At 43.9% G+C, this 18832-nt stretch carries 19 protein-coding genes; 5 read left to right on the top strand and 14 right to left on the bottom strand.

Translation table 11 applies throughout. The features are described 5' to 3' along the window. The first annotated feature begins 35 nt into the window (after positions 1–35). Positions 36–1058, top strand: a complete 1023-nt coding sequence (locus tag EHO59_RS10070) for a GGDEF domain-containing protein (RefSeq protein WP_135587516.1) — start codon at positions 36–38, stop codon at positions 1056–1058. A gap of 12 nt (positions 1059–1070) precedes the next feature. Here the strand turns inward: EHO59_RS10070 and EHO59_RS10065 are convergent, their stop codons facing one another. The 4 genes from EHO59_RS10065 to EHO59_RS10050 form a co-directional block, all read right to left on the bottom strand. Continuing rightward, positions 1071–1469, bottom strand: coding sequence for a Crp/Fnr family transcriptional regulator (locus EHO59_RS10065; RefSeq protein ID WP_135587514.1), 399 nt, complete (start codon positions 1467–1469; stop codon positions 1071–1073). Between the two features lie 324 nt (positions 1470–1793). After that, a complete protein-coding gene (locus tag EHO59_RS10060; RefSeq protein WP_135587512.1) occupies positions 1794–2399 on the bottom strand; it encodes an NADPH-dependent FMN reductase in 606 nt (201 codons plus the stop codon). 121 nt (positions 2400–2520) lie between these two features. Further along, a complete protein-coding gene (locus EHO59_RS10055) occupies positions 2521–3222 on the bottom strand; it encodes a ParB/RepB/Spo0J family partition protein (RefSeq protein WP_135587510.1) in 702 nt (233 codons plus the stop codon). After that, entirely contained in the window at positions 3206–4132 is a 927-nt protein-coding gene (locus EHO59_RS10050; RefSeq protein ID WP_135587508.1) for a ParA family protein, read from the bottom strand. Before EHO59_RS10050 ends, EHO59_RS10055 begins: the two co-directional genes overlap by 17 nt. A gap of 192 nt (positions 4133–4324) precedes the next feature. Between EHO59_RS10050 and EHO59_RS10045 the strand changes: the two genes are divergently transcribed. The 4 genes from EHO59_RS10045 (at position 4325) to EHO59_RS10030 (ending at position 7439) form a co-directional block, all read left to right on the top strand. After that, positions 4325–5440, top strand: a complete 1116-nt coding sequence (locus EHO59_RS10045) for a putative porin (RefSeq protein ID WP_135587506.1) — start codon at positions 4325–4327, stop codon at positions 5438–5440. Next, positions 5440–6543, top strand: coding sequence for a ferrochelatase (hemH, locus tag EHO59_RS10040; RefSeq protein WP_135587504.1), 1104 nt, complete (start codon positions 5440–5442; stop codon positions 6541–6543). The genes EHO59_RS10045 and hemH overlap by 1 nt, the downstream gene beginning before the upstream one ends. 69 nt (positions 6544–6612) lie before the next feature. Next, a complete protein-coding gene (locus tag EHO59_RS10035) occupies positions 6613–7026 on the top strand; it encodes an SRPBCC family protein (RefSeq protein WP_135587502.1) in 414 nt (137 codons plus the stop codon). Between the two features lie 20 nt (positions 7027–7046). Next, complete coding sequence (locus EHO59_RS10030) at positions 7047–7439, top strand: iron chaperone (RefSeq protein ID WP_135587500.1); 393 nt, start codon at positions 7047–7049, stop codon at positions 7437–7439. Here the strand turns inward: EHO59_RS10030 and hemG are convergent. From hemG to EHO59_RS09980, 10 genes are all read right to left on the bottom strand, one after another. Continuing rightward, positions 7426–8727 carry a protoporphyrinogen oxidase gene (hemG, locus tag EHO59_RS10025; RefSeq protein ID WP_135587497.1) on the bottom strand — a complete coding sequence of 434 codons (1302 nt, stop codon included), beginning with the start codon at positions 8725–8727 and terminating at the stop codon, positions 7426–7428. The genes EHO59_RS10030 and hemG overlap by 14 nt on opposite strands. 86 nt (positions 8728–8813) lie before the next feature. Then, positions 8814–9818, bottom strand: a complete 1005-nt coding sequence (locus EHO59_RS10020) for a DUF5683 domain-containing protein (RefSeq protein WP_135587495.1) — start codon at positions 9816–9818, stop codon at positions 8814–8816. Positions 9819–9941: 123 nt separating this feature from the next. After that, complete coding sequence (gene hemN, locus EHO59_RS10015) at positions 9942–11291, bottom strand: oxygen-independent coproporphyrinogen III oxidase (RefSeq protein ID WP_135587494.1); 1350 nt, start codon at positions 11289–11291, stop codon at positions 9942–9944. After that, positions 11288–12310, bottom strand: coding sequence for a uroporphyrinogen decarboxylase family protein (locus EHO59_RS10010; protein WP_135587493.1), 1023 nt, complete (start codon positions 12308–12310; stop codon positions 11288–11290). The genes hemN and EHO59_RS10010 overlap by 4 nt, the downstream gene beginning before the upstream one ends. After that, positions 12303–12995, bottom strand: a complete 693-nt coding sequence (locus EHO59_RS10005; protein ID WP_135587492.1) for a response regulator transcription factor — start codon at positions 12993–12995, stop codon at positions 12303–12305. The genes EHO59_RS10010 and EHO59_RS10005 overlap by 8 nt, the downstream gene beginning before the upstream one ends. Further along, positions 12992–13921: a sensor histidine kinase gene (locus EHO59_RS10000; protein ID WP_135587490.1), complete on the bottom strand. Its 930-nt coding sequence runs from the start codon at positions 13919–13921 to the stop codon at positions 12992–12994. The genes EHO59_RS10005 and EHO59_RS10000 overlap by 4 nt, the downstream gene beginning before the upstream one ends. 1 nt (position 13922) lies before the next feature. Continuing rightward, positions 13923–15218, bottom strand: coding sequence for a glutamate-1-semialdehyde 2,1-aminomutase (hemL, locus tag EHO59_RS09995; protein WP_135587488.1), 1296 nt, complete (start codon positions 15216–15218; stop codon positions 13923–13925). Beyond that, positions 15218–16183, bottom strand: coding sequence for a porphobilinogen synthase (hemB, locus tag EHO59_RS09990; protein WP_135587486.1), 966 nt, complete (start codon positions 16181–16183; stop codon positions 15218–15220). The genes hemL and hemB overlap by 1 nt, the downstream gene beginning before the upstream one ends. After that, positions 16180–17742 (bottom strand): hydroxymethylbilane synthase, encoded by a 1563-nt coding sequence (gene hemC, locus EHO59_RS09985; protein ID WP_135587484.1) that lies wholly within the window; start codon positions 17740–17742, stop codon positions 16180–16182. Before hemC ends, hemB begins: the two co-directional genes overlap by 4 nt. Then, positions 17727–18614, bottom strand: coding sequence for a glutamyl-tRNA reductase (locus EHO59_RS09980; RefSeq protein ID WP_135587482.1), 888 nt, complete (start codon positions 18612–18614; stop codon positions 17727–17729). The genes hemC and EHO59_RS09980 overlap by 16 nt, the downstream gene beginning before the upstream one ends. Positions 18615–18832 lie beyond the last annotated feature (218 nt).

The raw sequence follows: 18832 nt of genomic DNA, 5'->3' as shown, positions 1-18832 counted from the left end.
GCAATCTTGCCGTAATATTTCGATCCGGAAAGAGAATGAGTAATTTGGAAGAAGTTTTAAAATCAAGAGAAGAAGAGATCCAAAAACTCAGAGAACTTCTGGAGCTGTACGAAAGAGTCTCCAAGCTAGGCGAAGTAGAGCTTCTCGCAGCGGAGCAAACTCTTAACGCCCACGAAACCACAGCTAATTTGGCCAGGAACGAACTCATAGAGATGAGGGACCGTTTCAAAGGACTCGGTCAGCTCAACTCCGAAAGAAAGACTGCAATCTTAGAGATCGTAAACGACAGACAAGCTCCCCTTCCGAGCCTAGCTACCAAATTCGAGGAGATGGGAAAGAAGGACGATTATTTCTACTCCGACTTCTTCCGTATCATAGCAAATTTAGACCTCCCAGAATCAGAAGCCAGATCTCTCTGGAAAGAAGTCTATTCTCATGCTGAGGGGATCAGCAAGCAACTCGGACGAAGTATGAACTTCGTAGTTGCCTTGTTAGATTATATTTATCTAAAGAATCGACTCATCGAAAACCCGAAAATCGTGGATATCTATTCTTTCGAAGAGATCATCCTGAACGCAGTCATAGACGAAGGAACAGGGATCTATAACAGAAGATATTTCAATCTAGTATTGAACAAAGAGATCACCAGAAGCAAAAGATACCAGCGTGACTTCTGCTTATTTCTGTTTGATCTAGACAATTTCAAGAAGATCAACGATACCAAGGGACATTCTTTCGGTGATGATATACTGAAGCTTGTAGCAGGAACTCTCATGTATGCCTTCCGTACCGAAGACATTAGCTGCCGAGTAGGAGGAGAAGAGTTCACTGTCATTCTCCCTGAGACCTCCAAAGCAAACGCAAGAGTCGCCATAGAAAGATTCAGGACTTATTTAAGAAATTCCTCAAAGAACGATTTCGGGATAGAAGTCACAGTCTCAGGCGGGGTTTCCGAATACCCTAAAGATGGAGAAGAAAGTAGCAGGCTCTACTCCATCTCGGATGCAAGATTGTACGAAGCTAAATCATTAGGAAAAGACAGAATCGTTTACGAATAGGTGCAGAAGCACCTATTTATCATCTATCTGGTACTCGATCTCTTTCGTAGTGATCTCATTCAATTTCGAGATCAAAAGCTCATTCGTATTCGCCAAGCGATCCGCAAGTATTCGCACCATCTTAGCAGCAAATTCAGGATTCGCGATTAGATATCTCTCTAGTTGCTGCTTTGATTCCACAGGCACCATTTCTGTGTCTATGATCGCTCTAGCTGTGGCGGTCCTTGGCTTCGCACGAAACAGAGCCATCTCCCCAAAAAAATCGCCTTTCTTCATCAAAGCCAAGCGAGTGGCCGAATTTTTATGAGTAAAAAATATTTCAACAGTGCCGGAGGTAATAATGTACATGGAATTATTCATCTCACCTTCTCTGAAAATAATTTGTCCGGCGGGAATATTGATTTTGTTCATGAACTCCTGCTTCCGATCTTTCGGGTATTGTTTGCGAACGCTTCCATATCGATCGCTCTGTTTATCTGACTTTTTTTCCTGTAGAATCCTAACTCACGAAAGAGTTCCGGAATTGAGACCCTCGGAAAGGAGAAGATTGATCCTATTTAAAGATCGGGTTTGCAAACTAAATTCTCGAGCCCTTTCCGGAAGAAGATAGGGCCCTCCCCTATCCCAGAATTCCCTTTGGTACGGAAAAATTATGTCGCATTTGGAATTTCATTCCTGGCCCGTTTCTGCAGCCCGAGAACGTATTTTCAAGATTTCTTAGATTTCAAATATTCTTCAGGACATTCCGTTCTTAAAGCGGGCATCATAGACCACTCCAGATTCGCGAATCTCAGAAAGAGAATTTGCGTAAGCGATGAGAATCTTTAAGGCAAACACGCTTCTGTCCCGGATGAAAGTATCTTCAGGAGAAGCAGGCTCACCTCCGTTGACAAGATGCTCCACATCCCTAAAGATCAAATGCTCAGGAAGATAACAGATCTTAGAATTTTTATAAGAACTAGCTCGGAGTTCGTTGATCGGAAATGCACCACCTCTTCCGGAAGAAACAGATGCAAGAAGCGCAGGCTTATGACCCAACTGAGCAAGACCCGCATGTAAGAAGAAATTCTTACTCGCTGGGCTGGCCATTCCGCCATACTCGGGAGTAACTACCACAAAACCTTCTGAGCTCTTTAGTTCTGAGTCGATCGGTTTCCAAACTCCCTGCCAAACAGAATTGGACTCCGTCTGGGTCGAGTCGTACAAAGGAAGAGGATTCTTTCCAAGGTCCAGAGTCCAAGTATCGACTGACATTTCTTTCAATTTTGAACCTAAGAAGGCTCCTACTTTTGCGGACTGGGATTCTTTTTGTTGAGAAGCTACTATGATACCGATTTTCATTCGATTCCTTAATATAAAACGGATTTACTCCGAGAGTCGAGCGAAGCCTTTCTCGAAGCGGTCGTCTGAGAACAAAATAGAAAAACGGGGGTTTTCTCCAACGAGAAAAAAAGAAGAAGGTTCAGCTTAATCCGTATTTTTTCTTTAGATTGGAAAGTTCCTTTAGAAAAGAATCTCTGTTCTTGGAGCTGAGAGACTTTAGGTCGACAACGATCCTCTCAGGAGACTTGCGGGGTGAAATCATTTCACCCCCTCTGCCTTCCTTCTTCTTTAATAAGGTTTCAAGGTTCTTAACAGAAGGCTCTGCTCCGGTCTTCAACATCTCGGAGACCGATTTCTGATCCAATCTAGCAATGGAGCTCAATTGCTTCACATATCTTTCAGTGTAGCCTAGAATCTTTCCTACCTCTTCGGCAGTTTTCTTTCTTTCCTTTCTTAAGAACTGAATTGCTCGCCCCACTTCCCAAGGATTTAGGCTCTTTCTCTTTTCGTTCTCAGCCAAGGCGATCTCATAGCATCTATCTTCGGAAGCCTCGGTCTCCACCACAGGCACCGATTTCCAACCTAAGATCTTCGCCGCCTGAAATCTTCTCTCTCCTGCGACGATCTGGAATTTTTTGCCCTGCTTGCGGACCACGATCGGCTCGATCAGTCCGAGCCTCTTCATGGATTCGACCAAGTCTCCCACATCTTCTTTGCCAAAGACCCTGGGTTGATCCGGATTAGTAAGAATATCCGAGAGAGAGATCTCCTTTTTAGAAGTTTCTTCTCCGCCGAATGCGGTCAGCAAATCCAGTCCTGCGAAATCAGCTCTTTTTGCCATCGGATCTCCTCATCACTTCTTCAGCGAGAATGGAAAACATTTGCATCGCCTTAGGATCATATTCTGATAAAAGTTTACGTTTTGCTTGGGACTGAGGAATAGCTTCTCTTCTATAAACTACTGATTCAAAAACAGGAAAATACTTACGCACTGTCTCTGCCAGACCGGAAAGAGCCCTCGAGTCCTCATATTGATTCAATACCGCACCCAAAAGTCCAAGGGTCGGATTTGCTTTTTTACGGATCTTCTCTATGGTGCCATGAAGATCTTTCAGTCCCTGCACGCTAAACGCTCTAGTCTGGATCGGAACCAAGACAGAGTCAGCAGCGATAAGCGCATTCTCCAGGATCAATCCAAGAGAAGGAGGACAATCTATAATAATATACTCATAAGAAGAACGCACAGGAAGAAGAGCTTCTTTCAATAGATCGAAATCGTCTCTCTCATACGGAGTAGTAAAGTTCGCCAAATGAATGGAAGAAGGAACCAGATCCAATCCTGGAGCGAGATTCACTATGATCTCCGAAATAGGAAGCTTGTCCTCGTTCTTATACCCAAGAGAATGGAATATAGACTTCTCCGTTTGGCCTACATAAAGCTGGGTAATATTGGCCTGAGCGTCCCAGTCCAATAGAAGCACTTTCTTGCCCGCCTTGGCCAAAGCCTCAGCCAAGCAAATGGAGACTGTGGTTTTTCCTTCGCCACCTTTTTGATTAGAAACTGCGATGATCACAGACTCGTATGCACTCTTATCCTTCTTGGAGAAGTACTTGTCCAAAACATCTGCTTTGTATTTTCCCTTTCCATCCTTAGGCAATGACCAGGCCTGAGCCTTCTCCAAGAATTCTTTCTCGGAACCTAAGGCGTATTCGGAAAGTACTTCTTCGACGCTCAATAATCTCGCTTTCACAACAACTCCGGAACTATCCTCTTGTTCCCTCTAAAGTCAGAATTTGTCAAGAAAACCTATGTCTCATTGACCTCTGAGGGCGAAAAAACCGAATTGAAACGGTAGGGTAGGGGATAATGCTGGGGAGATGGCCTAGCGGAACAGGAATTCCGATAGGGGTGAAATCATCTCACCCCTCGGCTTCAGGATGAAATGAAAATTCTAATTCGATTCTTGCTATTATCTATCTTTCTTTTCCAAATACAAAACATCCAGGCGCAAGACAAGGAGACTCCCAGCATACTGACTCAAGGATCATCCCAAAAGACGGACCAAACATCTTCCTCTACTGGAAGTTCTTCTTCTTTCTTAAAGGATTTTCTCTCCCGCAGTTCAATTACAGGACTATTTGGACAGAATGGCGGTCAGCATATCTTCGAATCAGGAACTAAGTTCCCGAATCTTTCAGGAGTAAAGGCTGGATCCAGGATCACTTATGATCGGGAATTCCAATACGGCGGCCTCGAACTTAAACATTGGTGGAATAGTTGGGAGATCGGGCTCGGATACAGAACAAATTTTAAGAACCAAAGAACGGAACAGGGGAGGGACGAGGACTTCTTTATGGGAAGCGTTACCCAAGAGAGAGGGACTAAGATCGACTTCCGGGATTTGAGCTTTTACGATACTCCTTATACTTTTACAGGCACTCAGAACTTCGCGGACGGCAGAGGCAAACTGAAGATGAAACAAGATCGGATCAGCCTGCAAGCCAGAAAGTATTTCGGTGGATCCGATCCCGACCCACGAAAGGCAGGAGCGGGAATGTTTATCTCAGGCGGAGCGCATTATACTTATTTTAAATACTACCTATATGATGTAAATCAATGGATCGCCACTTCTCCGGTTACCTACGGACCAATCGGGATCGGACTTAGTTATTCTAACTCCACCTGGGAATTTCCTCTAGGCTTAGGCTATAGATATTCTACAGGAACCTGGATGTTAGAGGCCGGCTTTATGGGGAATGTTTGGTACACTCATTACAGAGACTATCATTACCAAAGAAACCTGAACTTCATCGGTAATTCTTCAGGATACGGAGTGGAAACTCATGTGGCTGGAGCCTATATATTAAATTCTTGGATGTTCTCACTCAAGCTGACCGAATACAGATTGTACGGACAGGGAAGTTTCCAAACCCAAGGAGGACTGAACACTTCCGATATCACCTCCAACTTCTCCGGCCAGTACAGGAATTATCTTAGCACGAAACAGTTCGCAGTAGAACTTCAAATCACCAACTTCCTAGATTGGATCTCTCGTTAATGAAAAACAAACTATTACTCATCAATTTAGGCGGACCCAGAAGTGCCGAAGAGATCCCGAAATTCCTGAAAGACTTATTCGAAGACCCTTTAGTATTCGACCTTCCTATTCCTGAATTTCTAAGGATCCGACTCGCAAGATGGATCGCATCCACTCGCTCTAAAAAAGTACAAGAGACGTATGCTTCCATGGGATTCGGAGGAGGATCTCCTTTAGTTGATGAAACAGAAAAGCAAGCAGAGGGATTGAAAAAAATCTTAGAAGAAAGCGGAGAAAGCTGGGAAGTAAAGACAGCAATGTGCTGCGGATATCCTGACATCAGGGAATTTCCGAAAGAATGGACCGACCCAAGCCAAGGAGTCGTGCTTCTTCCTTTGTTTCCTCATTTCTCCAGATCTACGATCCTTTCCACTGCAATGCTTATGGAAAAGCAGTTAGAATTTTGTCCTGCCTCGGATCCTCATTGGATCAGACCATTCTCCGAGAGAAAAGAATATTTAGAATCAGTACGAGATCTGATACTAGACTTCTTCCAAGGAAAACTTTCCGAAAAAGATTTTTTACATCTTCATTCTAAGCCGATCCCGAATTGGGAAGAGTTGGATCTAGTATTTAGCGCTCATGGAATTCCGCTCCGCCTCATTCAAAAAGGGGACAGATATACCGAAGAGATAGAGAAGAATGTAGAAAATCTAACTTCCCTACTGAGAGAGAAAGGCTTTAGAGGAGAGATCCATTTGTCCTACCAGAGTAGGGTAGGGCCAAGCAAGTGGACCACTCCGAATACCTTGGATAAAATGCAGGAACTAGGAGAGAAGGGAAGAAAGAGGATTGCAGTCTATCCTATCAGTTTCGTAAGCGATCACTTAGAAACCCTTGAAGAAATAGGAGTGCAGATCAAGGATCATGCTCTTTCTTTCGGAATCCAAGAATATCATAGAATTCCTGCGCCGGGATCTTACCTCCCCTTCTTAAAAGCCCTTGCAGACTTTGTATTGGAAGCGAAGATGGCGGGGAAAAACCGCTCTCTTATAAATTGCATTTGCAAAACTTCCGGAGGCTGGGACCCTAAAAAGGAAAAAGTTTCTTGTCGTTGCGATTAACACGTTACGCGAAACATGTCTCACTTAACAAATAAGGCACACAATTCATTCAAATAGGCACCCAAGTATATGAGCACCTATCCAGTCCGACATATCAGCATTCATCTTTCAGTCGATCTCCAGACTGCGTACGACTATCTTGCAGATCCTAGAAATTTTCCGGAATGGGCCTCGGGATTATGCAAATCTATTCAACCATTAGAAAATGGCGAATGGTTGATCGATTCTCCCATGGGAGAACTCAAGGCAGTTTTTACAGAGAAGAACCAGTATGGCGTTCTAGATCATACTGTCATCTTTGGACCGGACAAAAAGGTGAACAACCCTATGAGGATCCTTGCAAACGATCAAGGAAGCGAGCTCGTATTTACTCTCTTTCAACTCCCTGAGATGTCTGACAAAAAATTCGAAGAAGATGCTGCCTGGGTAAAAAAGGATTTAACGGAACTGTCGGAACTGCTAAAAAAGAAATTCTCCAAATAGATTGCGGAGAGGGCAGGGCGATGGAACCCAATCAAAAGAAATTCAAAACTATAGACCAATACATCTCTTCTTTTCCTAAAGAAGTACAGATATCTCTGCAAGAGATCCGGTCTGCGGTTCAGAAATCCGCTCCTCTCTCAAAAGAAAAGATCAGCTATAATATGCCTGCATTCGACCAAGATGGGACCTTGGTTTACTTTGCCGCTTTTAAGAAACATATAGGTTTTTATCCTATGATCAGTGTTTTGAATACTCTCCAAGAAGAGTTGTCCGAGTATCGAACTTCTAAGGGAACTCTCCAATTTGAACATGGAGAGCCTATTCCTTTAAAATTAATCGCGAAGATAGTTAAGCTAAGAGTGAAGGAAAATACAGATCGAAAGAAAGCAAAGTCTTCTTCTAAGAAGTCTTAGGTCCGTATTGTTCGAAGGCTCTCTCCAGAATAGATTTCAAACCGATCCCGCTTCTAAAATTTCCTTCTACCTTGATATCGGGAGGAAGCACACGATCCAAGTCTCTATTGAAAGCAAAAAGTTGAGGCCCATACACCGGGAGAGCATCCTTCCAAACGGTTACATAATGGTTCAAAGGAATCTCTCCGCTTGGAAGTAGTTTCTTTCTATCTTCCTCCACGATGGAGATGATCTCTTCTTCTGCCTTGCTTGCGATCTCCCTATCTCCGGCTCCTCCCATGATATACGTCTCTGAGTGGATTCCGTCGGAAGTCCTACCGGAGAATATAAAATCGTTAAACAAAATCCCTCTTGTTCGAATTCCCAATTCAGAGGAGAAACTTTTATGATCCTTGGGGAATAATACACCGAATCCTTTTTTGCCGGAAAGGATCGAATCTTTTCCAAAGCGAGTCACACTTACTATTGGCAAGGTCTCCAACATTCCTTGGTATCCTTTCAATTCTTTGAACTCCGCTTTTAAAATCTTGAGTGCAAAGGATAAGTTAGTCGCCAGAGTGATCCGCGCATTCGGATAGGCTTTGCGAATATCTTTTAGGCTGATTATTTCTTGTTTATATTTGATCTTGCCTTGGCTAGATACTCTCGCTTCCAAAGCACCCAAGATAGAACCGAGTCCTCCCCTGAAACTGACTGTTCCTTTTCTTCCAGGGTGTAATTTAGGTTTTCCTTTTCTGGAATTTGCATACGATCTGAAATTCTTCCAAAGAGGGACGTCTTCTGCTAAGAATTTTCCGAGCACGAACTCGGCGGACATTGCATCCAAATCTCCCGCATAAATGCCGCCTAACGCAGGTTCAACGACCTTGGAGAGAAATGATTCTCCTACGACTCGTTTGCCCCATTTATAGATGGACTCTCCAGGAATGGGCTTGGACGGAACCGTCAAAGCGGAGAAGATAAATCGAATGATTTCAAAAACGGAAAGAGGAAGACGTTTGAATTTTTTATCTGAAAAGATATATCGCTTCTTTGCATCTGCATCCGGAAATAATAAATCCAATCCTAATCTAGAAGAAAGAGTTTCCAATTCCCAGCAATTCAGGATCCCGTTTGCTGCGGTCTCCACGATGCCGTATTCTGTAGGAACAGAACGAATCAAACCGCCAGCCCTATCTTTCTTTTCTAATACCAGGACAGACTCTCCCTTTTCCAAGGAAAGAAAAGCATGCACTAAGCCGGTAAACCCTGCGCCGATTACGATATGATCCGGTACTGATTTTGCCACGGATACATGCTAAAGAGCCCGAGACTGTTGGCAATTAAATCCTAAGTTCCGGAGAAGAAGTTTTTCTCAAAGAAGGACGAAGGATCTTAAAATTGGAATCTGTAACCGAAAGTGTATTTGGTTTCCATTCCTGAATAAGACCCGCTCCCCGTATTTGCGGAGGCAGAACTTACTCCGGAAGGAACAGCAGAGAGTATCATTCCCTTGCTCTTACCATCGGACATTTGCACTGTAGATTTGATGCTATTCGCAAAGAAGAAGGAATCGATCAGGTTAATCAAATAGATACCGCCTAACACATATAATGTGCCTTGGTATTCTCTAAAATCGCTATCCGCCTCTTCTCTCTTTAACTTGATCTGGCTTGGACTAAACTTATCCGCTAAATATGCGGAAAGAGGAGAAGTAGACGTCGTAGAAGTTATGGTAGTGGGAGGATGTCCGGAAAGAGTTAACAGTATATTTGTCTGAGAATAAGGATTTCCGATCTCACCATATTCTTTAACTGCTTCTCTATAGACTCTGTACTTATCATAAGAAACGAATGCTGCCGCAGCGAATAGGGTAGGGTAGATAATCCCTTGGAATTTTCTGTCCGAATAGAACTGTCCCCAACCAGGAATGACCGCAGATCTCCAAAGAGAATTGTAAGGACGTCCCGCAGCAAGTCTTCTTAATTCTTCTTGCTTGCGAGCTTCTTCTGCCGCAGCTGCTGCGGCTTCTTCATCTTTCTTAAGTTGGTCTTGCTTCAGTTTTTCTTCGTCCAACTGACGCTGGGCTAAGTCTTTGTCTTCTTGCTCTTTTTTGTCAGCGGCAAGTTTGCCCTCTTCATCCTTTCTGATCTTTTCTTCCTGATCATCGTCCACGTCATGGAACAAGACTTTTAGAACGGAATCTTTATCGATCTTTCTCTTTCCAGACTCTGTTTGTAGGAGAATGGAGGATTGGTTCTGGGTGATGATATCTCCCTTGACCCTCCCTCCTTCGCGTAGTAGTACCGTCACCGGAAGAATTCCGATCGGAGCGAAAACAAATAAAGAAAGAATAATGATCTTTCGAATAAAAGAAGAAATATTATAAAGACGAATCATATCAAGGATCGAGCTTTTTCTAACCCAGTTAGTCTCCCAACAATTGGACGAAAAGAAATAAATTTCCGATTAACCCGATATTAGAAGAAACATCTCAGAATTCCTGATATTTCAGCGCGGATCTTAAATTGACTGAGAAAAAACCTTGGTTTCGGGGCTTTTTCTACGCAAACGAAGATCCAACCCGGTGCACGCATTGCGCAAGAAGGGTTTTCCCAAATCGGTCAAGAGCAGGGTATTTCCCTGCCACTCTATTAGATTATCGTCTTCCATAGAGGCCAAATAGAGCCGTACTTCTTCAAAAATCCGATCCGGAACCTCCACTCTGCCAAGAGTAGATAATTTCAGAATGAGTTCTCTTTGTGCCAAATCTTCCGCATTCAGTTTATGTCCCCTGAGTAAAGCATGACCGCTTTCCGAAATCCTTCTCTGGAACTTCTTCAAAATCTTTTCATTCTGATAGAAGCAATCCCAACTATCCGAAATTGCAGACACTCCCATTCCTAAAAGAAGGTCAGTGGACTTAGTGGTGTACCCCATAAAATTTCTATGAAGATGTCCATCCAGAGAAGCTGTGTAAAGTGAATCCGTTTCTAAAGCAAAATGGTCCATTCCAATTTCTTTATATCCGGCAGAAAGGAACATCTCTCTTCCGATCTCATACAACTCTCTCTTATCTTCTCCTTTAGGAAGATCGTCTTCGGTAAAGAGCCTTTGAGCCGCCTTGATCCAAGGGACATGAGCATAACTGTAGAATGCGATACGATCCGGCCTGAGCGCGAGAGTCTTCTCGATCGTCTCCCTTACACTTTCTTTAGTTTGTTTAGGAAGTCCGTAGATAAGATCGAAGTTTACGGAAGTATAACCAAGTTTTCTCGCTCCTTCCGTGATCCCTGCAGTCAGCTCATAAGGTTGGATTCGATTCACGAGCCTTTGCACCTCAGGATCGAAGTCCTGAACACCTAAGCTAATCCTTCTAAAGCCATACTTTGCAAGCACTTCTAACTGAGACAATCTTGTCCTACGAGGATCCACTTCTAAAGAAAACTCAGGAGAAGGGGCTATATTCCAGGAATCTAATATAGGCTTAAGAAGATTCTCCAAATTAGATTCGGATAGGTACGTAGGAGATCCTCCTCCCAAGTGTAGCTCTCTCAGCTCTCTCTTGGTCAGTTCAGGAACATCTTCTCTGTATTTTTTGAATTCCTGAAGAAGAGTCTCTACATAAGGATCTTCTACCGAATGGTTTTTGGTAATAGAGGTATTGCATCCGCAAAAAGAACAAAGAGTTTCACAAAACGGAATATGAAGGTATAAGGCAACGGAAGAATCTTCCGGAATCAACCTTCTTCGGATCGCGTCGATCCATTCCTCTCTAGTGGGATTATCCTCCCAATAAGGAACTGTAGGATAACTAGTATACCTGGGAGCAGGAACATCATATTTCCGGATCAAATCGGTCTTAGAATTCATGCGAGAACCTCCCGAATCGTATTTACGAAAGTTCTAATATTCGCTTCCGGGGTTTTAGGAAGCACCCCGTGGCCCAATCCGCAAACCCAGCCGGCTCTTTCTTGAGGAGTCTTTGCCGAGAAAGGACGAACCCATTCCATTAAATATTTCTTAAATTGCGCCGGTTCCATAAATAGAAGCGCTTGGTCAAAATTCCCTTGTACGAAATGAGAGCCATTGCCGAGCAATCCTGTAATATCCGCCCGATGGTCCATTCCAAAACCGACTAGCCCAGGGATGGATCGTACTGATTCCAAGGAGGCAGGCGCTAAACTCTTAGCATAGTATCCTATTTTACCCGGAAATGCGCTCACCAATGCCTGGATCGCAGGCAGAATCGCTTCTTGGAAGAATGCAGGAGAAGCGTCTCCGGCAGCAGTATCGAATATCATTACGAGCTCCGCTCCTCCTTCCAGTTGTAAGCGAATGTTTTCCTTGAGCAAGGGGAGGATCTTCTCGTAGAAGCCTTCCCTCATTTCAAAAGAGACCTTAGGAAGTATTAGATTTCCATCATGCTTCCCTTGGGTCGCGTAACAAAACAAAGTCCAAGGACCACCGATAAATCCGATCAGAGACTTATCTTCTGCAATCCTCTTACGAGTTAGACTGACTGCTTCTTTCTGAAAGCTCATGAAATCCACTGCTTCTCTGAGAGAAAAAAACTTTTCCAGGTCTTTGGTCTCTGAAAGATGCCAGCCAAGTTTCGGGCCCTCATCTCCGAATCGAAGCCCCATTCCCAAGGCTTCTAATGGAAATAGAATATCCGAAAACAAAATAGCAGTATCGAAGTCGAAATCATTTACAGGACCGAAAGCAACTTCGGCAGCGAGCTCCGGCACCTTGCATAGTTCTTCGAAACTATGCTTCTTTCTTAAATTTTGATAATGCCAATGATAACGGCCGGCCTGACGCATCATCCAGATCGGCGGAATGGCTTGAGGCTCAAGCCTTACTGCGGCTTCGAATCTCTTGTTAGACATCTTTCAGTTCTCCGATCCATTGGTAGCCCACTCCTCGTACGGAACGGATCGCCTCTTCTCCCTTTTCTTCAAAGGCTTGGCGTAATCTCACAATGGAATTATCTATAGTTCTATTTGTGGGAAATTTTTCCTCTCCCCAAAGGCGATCCAAGATCTCATCTCTACTCACTGTTCTTCCTCTTTCTTCTACTAGAAAGTTCAATAGAGCACAGTCTCTCTTGGACAAATGAATCTCTTCTCCTTGCGGAGTATGAATGCTGTATCCGAAAAAATCCAAGAGATATCCTTGGTACGAATACTTGGTCTGCTTTATGGAATGCTTATGTGATTCCAACACATGCTTCACTCTAATAAGCAACTCTTTTAAATGAAACGGCTTGGGAATGAATTCCTCCGCTCCCAACTCAAATCCTCTCAATCTTTCCGGCGCTCCAGAATGAGCGGTCAAAAACAAAAAAGGAGGGCAATCTTTTCTAGTCTTTAGCTCTTCGGCTAATTCGAATCCGTCTCCATCGGGCAAGCGAACATCTAACAAGATCAGATCCGGTTTTGCATCTACAGCAAGCACTCTCGCCGATTGAGCAGAGACAGTCCAAACCATCTCGTAGCCTTCCTTCTCCAGACGTTCCTTTAAGGTTTCGCCTAGAGAACGATCATCTTCGACCAATAATAATTTTGCCTTCACGATCTATTTTCTCCATGCGCTGCAGGAGAGGGGAGTGTCCATTCTGCCATGAATCCGCCCGAATCTGAATTGCGGACCTCAAAGCTTCCACCCATTGCCTTGGTTAATTTTTTCGCGATATAAAGTCCTACGCCTGTTCCACTAGTGCTCGTATGACGTAAGAATAATCTTCCTAATAATTTCGGATTTCCATGGAATCCCTTTCCATTGTCCAAGAAGGTAAATTTGATCTTGTTTCCAGGAATCGCTTCCGAAAAAATTTTCACTTGGGTAGCCGATCCATGTTGGACAGAATTCTCCAAGAGATTTCTAAAAATACTTTCGAGAGCTCTTCTGTCGGCGAGGATCTTTCTTTCCTTCCAATCTGTTCTGATATCCAACTCGGACCAATCTTCTCTCAGAGTTTCTTCCCAATTTTTCAGATCCAACTCTTCTAAGAATAAACCTTCTGATCTCATGAGACTAGCCAAATAAAGAGCCTTGTTCATTTGAGATTCTATACGGGATGCGTCTTTTAACAAGCGATGGAGCAAGCGATCTTTAGTGGCATCCACTCCTTCTTCTAATAAGCTTTCTGCCTGTAATCTAAGGCTAGCTAAAGGAGTTTTGATTTCATGAGTTACTGTAGAGAAGAAGTCTTGTATAAGTTTGCTTCTCTTGTCTTCACGGAAAGTTAGCCAAACCAAGGTCGCTCCTCCGCTTGCTAACAAGAACAAGAAGAAGGTCCCTTCCATTTTAATCATTGAACTTTGACGATCTAGTTTTTCTAATACTTCTTTCTCTGCATCAAAACCGATCTTGAATGCGAGCTCTGTCGCCATCCTATTCTGCCTCAAATCTAAAAAGAGCCACCAGACTCCCAAGGAGACCGTAGTGAGAACCCAGAGAACGGGCAAAACGATCTTTTTAGATTTGAAATCAGTCATTTTATACTTTCAATTTCTTTAATGCAGAGTCCGCTTTTTCAAGAGTCTTGGCAATAATTGCATCATCGTGAGCAAAGCTCATAAATCCGACCTCATACCCGGAAGGCGCCAAATACACTCCTTCGTTCAAGAGAGCATGAAATACTTTCGCAAATGCTTCCTTATGGCCGGCAGGGATCGCATCCACAGTCCGGATCGGAGAAGAAGATGCCTTATGGAACCAAAACAACGAAGAATGGACCAAAGAGTCCCAATTTGCCTCAGAATCCCTTTCTTTCAATATGGACAAGAGTCCGCGTACAAGCTTTTGAGTACGAGATCCTAAAATGCTGTAAACATTTTCTCTTTCACATTTTTTTAATGTAGCAAGTCCGGCTCTCATTCCGAACGGACTCGCACTCAAGGTTCCCGCTTGGTACACCGGACCCTGAGGAGCTACCAGATCCAGAAGCTCTGCTTTTCCAGCATACGCGCCGACAGGAAATCCTCCGCCTATGATCTTTCCGTAAGTTACCAGATCCGGACTGATTCCAAGCTCTCCGCTCATTCCGGTCAATCCTACACGAAATCCACTAATAACCTCGTCAAACAGCACAAGGCTTCCGTGTTTTCTGGCAATCTCCACGATCTTAGAAAGGAACTCCTTTCTTTGTATTAATAAACCGTAATTTGCAGGCAAAGGTTCAATCACGAGTGCTGCAATATTCTTTCCTTCCTTAGAGAAGAGCTCTTCTACCGCATTCTCGTCATCTAAGGGAAGGACCAATGTATTTTTGATCAGCTCTGAACCGATCCCTGCGCTATCGGAAGAAGATTCCCCCGCAAGACCGGAACCCGCTTTAACTAACAATGCATCCAAATGCCCATGATAGCATCCGTCGAATTTCAGGATCTTATCCCTGCCGGTGGCAGCACGAGCAACACGTAATGCGCTCATTACTGCCTCGGTTCCACTGTTTACGAAACGGATCTTTTCCACCCAAGGGATCTTGGATACGATCCATTCTGCCAACTCCAAGGAATAAGGTTCCGCAGCTCCAAAACTCCAAGCGAGCTCAGCGGTTTTAGATACGACTTCCTGGACTTCGGGGTCCCTATGCCCCAAGATCAAGGGCCCGAAACTCAAACAATAATCTATGTATTCATTTCCGGAAACATCGGTGAGATAGGCACCCTTCGCAGATTGAAAGAAGACCGGATCTCCCCCTACGGAGCGAAAGGATCGAACAGGGGAGTGCACTCCTCCGGGAGCAACCTTCTTGGCTCTTTCAAATAGTTCTTTGGAACTCGGATACATTAGTACAGGATCTCCTTTCCTCTTCTTGCAGCATACGTGATCAAATAAGAAGCGCCCGCTCTAGAAAATACCTGCCAGGTCTCGCGAACTGCATCCTCGAATTTACAAAAACCGTTCTCAGCAAGCATGGCAAGAGAAGCATACTCTCCGCTTACCTGATATGCTCCTACAGGCAATCCTGTTTTCTCACGAATTGGTTGAATTAAATCAATAGACGTTATACCAGGTTTCACCATCAAAAGATCAGCGCCTTCTGCGGCATCTCTTACGGAAGAAAGAAGAGAATCTTCTCTATTCCTTACATCGATCTGATAAGAAGAACGATCTCCATGCCCCGGAGCGGATTCTGCGGCTTCTCTAAATGGTCCGTAGAACTGGCTTTTAAACTTAGTAGAATAACTCATGATCGGAACATGTTGGAATCCATTTAAATCCAAGATATTCCTATGACTCGCCACTCTTCCATCCATCATGTCGGAAGGAGAAATACCATCGGCTCCTGATTGAGCATAGCAAAGAGCAAGCTCCGAAAGTCTTTTTACCGAGCTTACATTCTCTATTCTTCCTTTCGGATCCAAAAGACCACAATGACCATGAGTCGTTAAGGAACAAAGGCAAGTGTCTACCCAAAGAAATGCTTCCGGAAATCTGGACTTGATCCCACCGATCGCCTTCTCATAAAAAGACTTAGGAATAGAAACATCTGACTTAGTCCCTGGCACCAAGAAGAGAAGAAAATGCTCCACTCCTGCTTTTAAATCGGATTCGATCTGAGAAAGAATACTTTCCGTGCTATCTCGAAATACTCCCGGCAAGGAAGACATTTTCTCGGGAGAAGTTAAATTCTCCGCAACAAAGATTGGCTGCACCAGTTTCTTAGGATTTAAACTTTCGGAGGAAACCAAATTTCTAAGAGGAGAATTGATTCGATTTCTTCTTAAACCCAACTCACTTGCAGAATTCATAATATTCCTCTTTCTAAAAGAAAATCGGGAATCTCTCCCCGGCAGGCCTTGGCCCAAGATTCGTAATTCGGGAAGGCAAATACCTTCGCCTCGGAACCTAATATTTTTTTAATATACTTATATGTCGCGCCAGTACCGCAAGAATGGATCTTGCCTGCAAGATTCGGATCTTTTTTGTATGCGCGATCGAATTGAGAAGCGCTCATCCAGAAGAAGTGAGAGTACTCGGAAAGATCAGGCTGCTCCGAGTCGAAATCCACTTTATAAGTTACGAATCTCTTCCAGACGCCTTCGATAATATCACTTTCCTCATGAGTGAGTTTGATAAACTCGGGAGAGCCACCGAGAATACTCACGATCTTGCTTGCATCTTCTTCGCCCAAACCATCTGTGGAACCGTTCACCCAAACATCTCTGGATGCAAGCTTCTCCCAAGTTTTAGCTCCTGCCACGATCATAATCGTATCAGGACCGGGAAGTTTCCATTCTTCCGGCAAAGAGTCCGCCCTGGACACAAACCAAAATTTCTCGGAAGGAATAGAAGACTGTAAAGGAAACCGTTTCATCCTAAACCCTTGCCTAGGCTTAGGGAACACTGCATCGAAAGAAGAAGGAAGAGGCAAAGGCTCACCTTTCCAGCGCTCGAAAGCATCCAAAGTAAGACCAGAATCCGTCTTTCCTCGAACGAAAAGAAAATCTGCGGGACCACCCAGAATCACAGAAACGCCTATCTTTTGGTGGCATCCTCCGCCGAACTGAGAGAGAATCTTTCTCTCTTCTGCAACGGCAGCCTCTTCTCTTGCATTTGAAAGAGGAAGAAGAAGTTTCTTAGTCTTCTCGTCTCCTTTGCGGATCTCAGCAGCCAAAGCTCCCTGCGCGGGTGCATTCGGATTTTTTGATAAAGGAAGCACCATAAAGAGTTCGGAACGAATTGTTTCTGCAATTCCATTTCGGACTTCTTCATATTCTGGAGTAGATGCAAAAGAAAAGTCCTGAGCCAAAAGACGGTCTAACGCAGCCTTCGCCACCACTAAGCCGGATACGCTCGGATCCTCTTTCCATTTGCGAATACGGGTCTGCACATTCCCCCGAACTGGATGAAAACTAATAGGACGACCTTGTAAACGAGAGGGAAGGGCAGTCGGCAAAAATGCGGAAAGATTATATTCTCTTCTTGGACTAGAAGAGTGGATCTTTAATTCTGCTGGAGGATTTTCAAATGCCGACTTCTTCCAGAGAAGTACGTCTCTCTGATCGGCACGAGGAAGAACCATGAATACTTCGGTATCCTTTCTCCCATCCAAATCCAAATCCTTAAAAGAATGAATGACTACATCCACATTCCCATCCACAAGCTCCTTGGTCAGATCTTGTGTGAATACACCCTTGCTGCCCATTTTCCAAAGAGGAGTGGTGAGGTCCTGATCTCCGCTCGCTTCCTTAAATAGAAGCTGAAGCTCTAACTCAGGATACAATTTGCGTAGAGAATCTTGTACTAAGCAGGTCTGTAGTTTAGCGAGGGAACTTTTTCGGGAACCGATTCTTAAAACGTCGGACAAGGTAGGTCATCCCAACCGAATACAATTTGATGAGCTTCCCACTCTCTTTCTTGTAAGAGCTCATCTAAAACGGATTTTAATTCTTCCTTCACTTTTCTAGTTCTCTCTTCTGTTTCTTTTAAGGAAGAAAGCATATCTGCAAAGGAAATATAAATAACTCCAGAAGGCCAAGAAGATTCCAAAGGCTCTTCTCTAAAGTCCAGGACCAAATTTCCTGGAGTGAGCTTGTCCATCCAAGGAGAAAGATCCATTGGCGCTGCAATTACCCAAGCCTCTCCATTCGGAGACCAATCTTCCATTAGATGATAAGAAGAATTGGATACGGAGGCCAAGTATTCTAAGCGATCCGGATTTCTTCCTACAATTTTCGTTTTCTTATCTGAATTAGAAAGCCAAGGTAAAAGTTTCTCTGCAAGTTGTCCCGTTCCAAAGAGCACAACCTCTTTGGGAGGGTTCTTTGCTTCGGACAAATATTTATCCGCCAACCCACCGTAAGATTGCTCTCCTAAATTTTGCAAGTACCCGGAACGAAGAGATCTGCAGTCTTCGATCAGATTATCTCTTAATTTCGCGAGGTATTCTCCAAAAGCTTGGTCTGGAAGTTCTTGGAACCTCTGGCGGAATTGAGCGAGTACCTCTGTCTCTCCAAATAATTTGGACTTTAATCCGGAAATGATTTCGAGAAGTAGACGGTAAGCTTCGTAACCAGTCTTGCTTTCCCAAGTAGTAGGAAGATCAACAGGAGAAGGATGGATCCTAGAATCGGAAACGATCACAGTACGCATGCAAGTCTTCCAGGAAAAAGAATCCGCCATGGAAAACAAATCCCTGTCACTTGCTTCCGAATGGAAAATTTGCAGAGTGGACCACATCTGTAGCTTCGATCATATCTTTTTTGGGGCCTCATTTGTCAAAATACTGTCAGCGTGATCGGAAAATATTCCTCTTGCTTAGATTGAGAACCATTTTCAAAATGACTTATATGATTTGGGACATAGGAACCCAGGACAAAATCGTTTATTTGGTCGTCGGAGCCGCCACGTTTTATCTTTCTTTTCCTCTCATATCTTCTTTCAGAAGTATTTTCGGA

This window comes from Leptospira semungkisensis (assembly GCF_004770055.1).
GTDB lineage: Bacteria > Spirochaetota > Leptospiria > Leptospirales > Leptospiraceae > Leptospira_B > Leptospira_B semungkisensis.
The sequence above is the reverse complement of the archived record's forward strand: the minus strand, read 5'-3'. Positions and strand labels throughout refer to the sequence as shown.

What these genes read in the sequence shown, in the direction of transcription:
- EHO59_RS10070 (WP_135587516.1), top strand. Translation starts at nt 36, where the DNA reads ATGAGTAATTTGGAAGAAGTTTTAAAATCAAGAGAAGAAGAGATCCAA.
- EHO59_RS10065 (WP_135587514.1), bottom strand. Translation starts at nt 1,469, where the DNA reads ATGAACAAAATCAATATTCCCGCCGGACAAATTATTTTCAGAGAAGGT.
- EHO59_RS10060 (WP_135587512.1), bottom strand. Translation starts at nt 2,399, where the DNA reads ATGAAAATCGGTATCATAGTAGCTTCTCAACAAAAAGAATCCCAGTCC.
- EHO59_RS10055 (WP_135587510.1), bottom strand. Translation starts at nt 3,222, where the DNA reads ATGGCAAAAAGAGCTGATTTCGCAGGACTGGATTTGCTGACCGCATTC.
- EHO59_RS10045 (WP_135587506.1), top strand. Translation starts at nt 4,325, where the DNA reads ATGAAAATTCTAATTCGATTCTTGCTATTATCTATCTTTCTTTTCCAA.
- hemH (WP_135587504.1), top strand. Translation starts at nt 5,440, where the DNA reads ATGAAAAACAAACTATTACTCATCAATTTAGGCGGACCCAGAAGTGCC.
- EHO59_RS10035 (WP_135587502.1), top strand. Translation starts at nt 6,613, where the DNA reads ATGAGCACCTATCCAGTCCGACATATCAGCATTCATCTTTCAGTCGAT.
- EHO59_RS10030 (WP_135587500.1), top strand. Translation starts at nt 7,047, where the DNA reads ATGGAACCCAATCAAAAGAAATTCAAAACTATAGACCAATACATCTCT.
- EHO59_RS10020 (WP_135587495.1), bottom strand. Translation starts at nt 9,818, where the DNA reads ATGATTCGTCTTTATAATATTTCTTCTTTTATTCGAAAGATCATTATT.
- hemN (WP_135587494.1), bottom strand. Translation starts at nt 11,291, where the DNA reads ATGAATTCTAAGACCGATTTGATCCGGAAATATGATGTTCCTGCTCCC.
- EHO59_RS10010 (WP_135587493.1), bottom strand. Translation starts at nt 12,310, where the DNA reads ATGTCTAACAAGAGATTCGAAGCCGCAGTAAGGCTTGAGCCTCAAGCC.
- EHO59_RS10000 (WP_135587490.1), bottom strand. Translation starts at nt 13,921, where the DNA reads ATGACTGATTTCAAATCTAAAAAGATCGTTTTGCCCGTTCTCTGGGTT.
- hemL (WP_135587488.1), bottom strand. Translation starts at nt 15,218, where the DNA reads ATGTATCCGAGTTCCAAAGAACTATTTGAAAGAGCCAAGAAGGTTGCT.
- hemB (WP_135587486.1), bottom strand. Translation starts at nt 16,183, where the DNA reads ATGAATTCTGCAAGTGAGTTGGGTTTAAGAAGAAATCGAATCAATTCT.
- EHO59_RS09980 (WP_135587482.1), bottom strand. Translation starts at nt 18,614, where the DNA reads ATGTGGTCCACTCTGCAAATTTTCCATTCGGAAGCAAGTGACAGGGAT.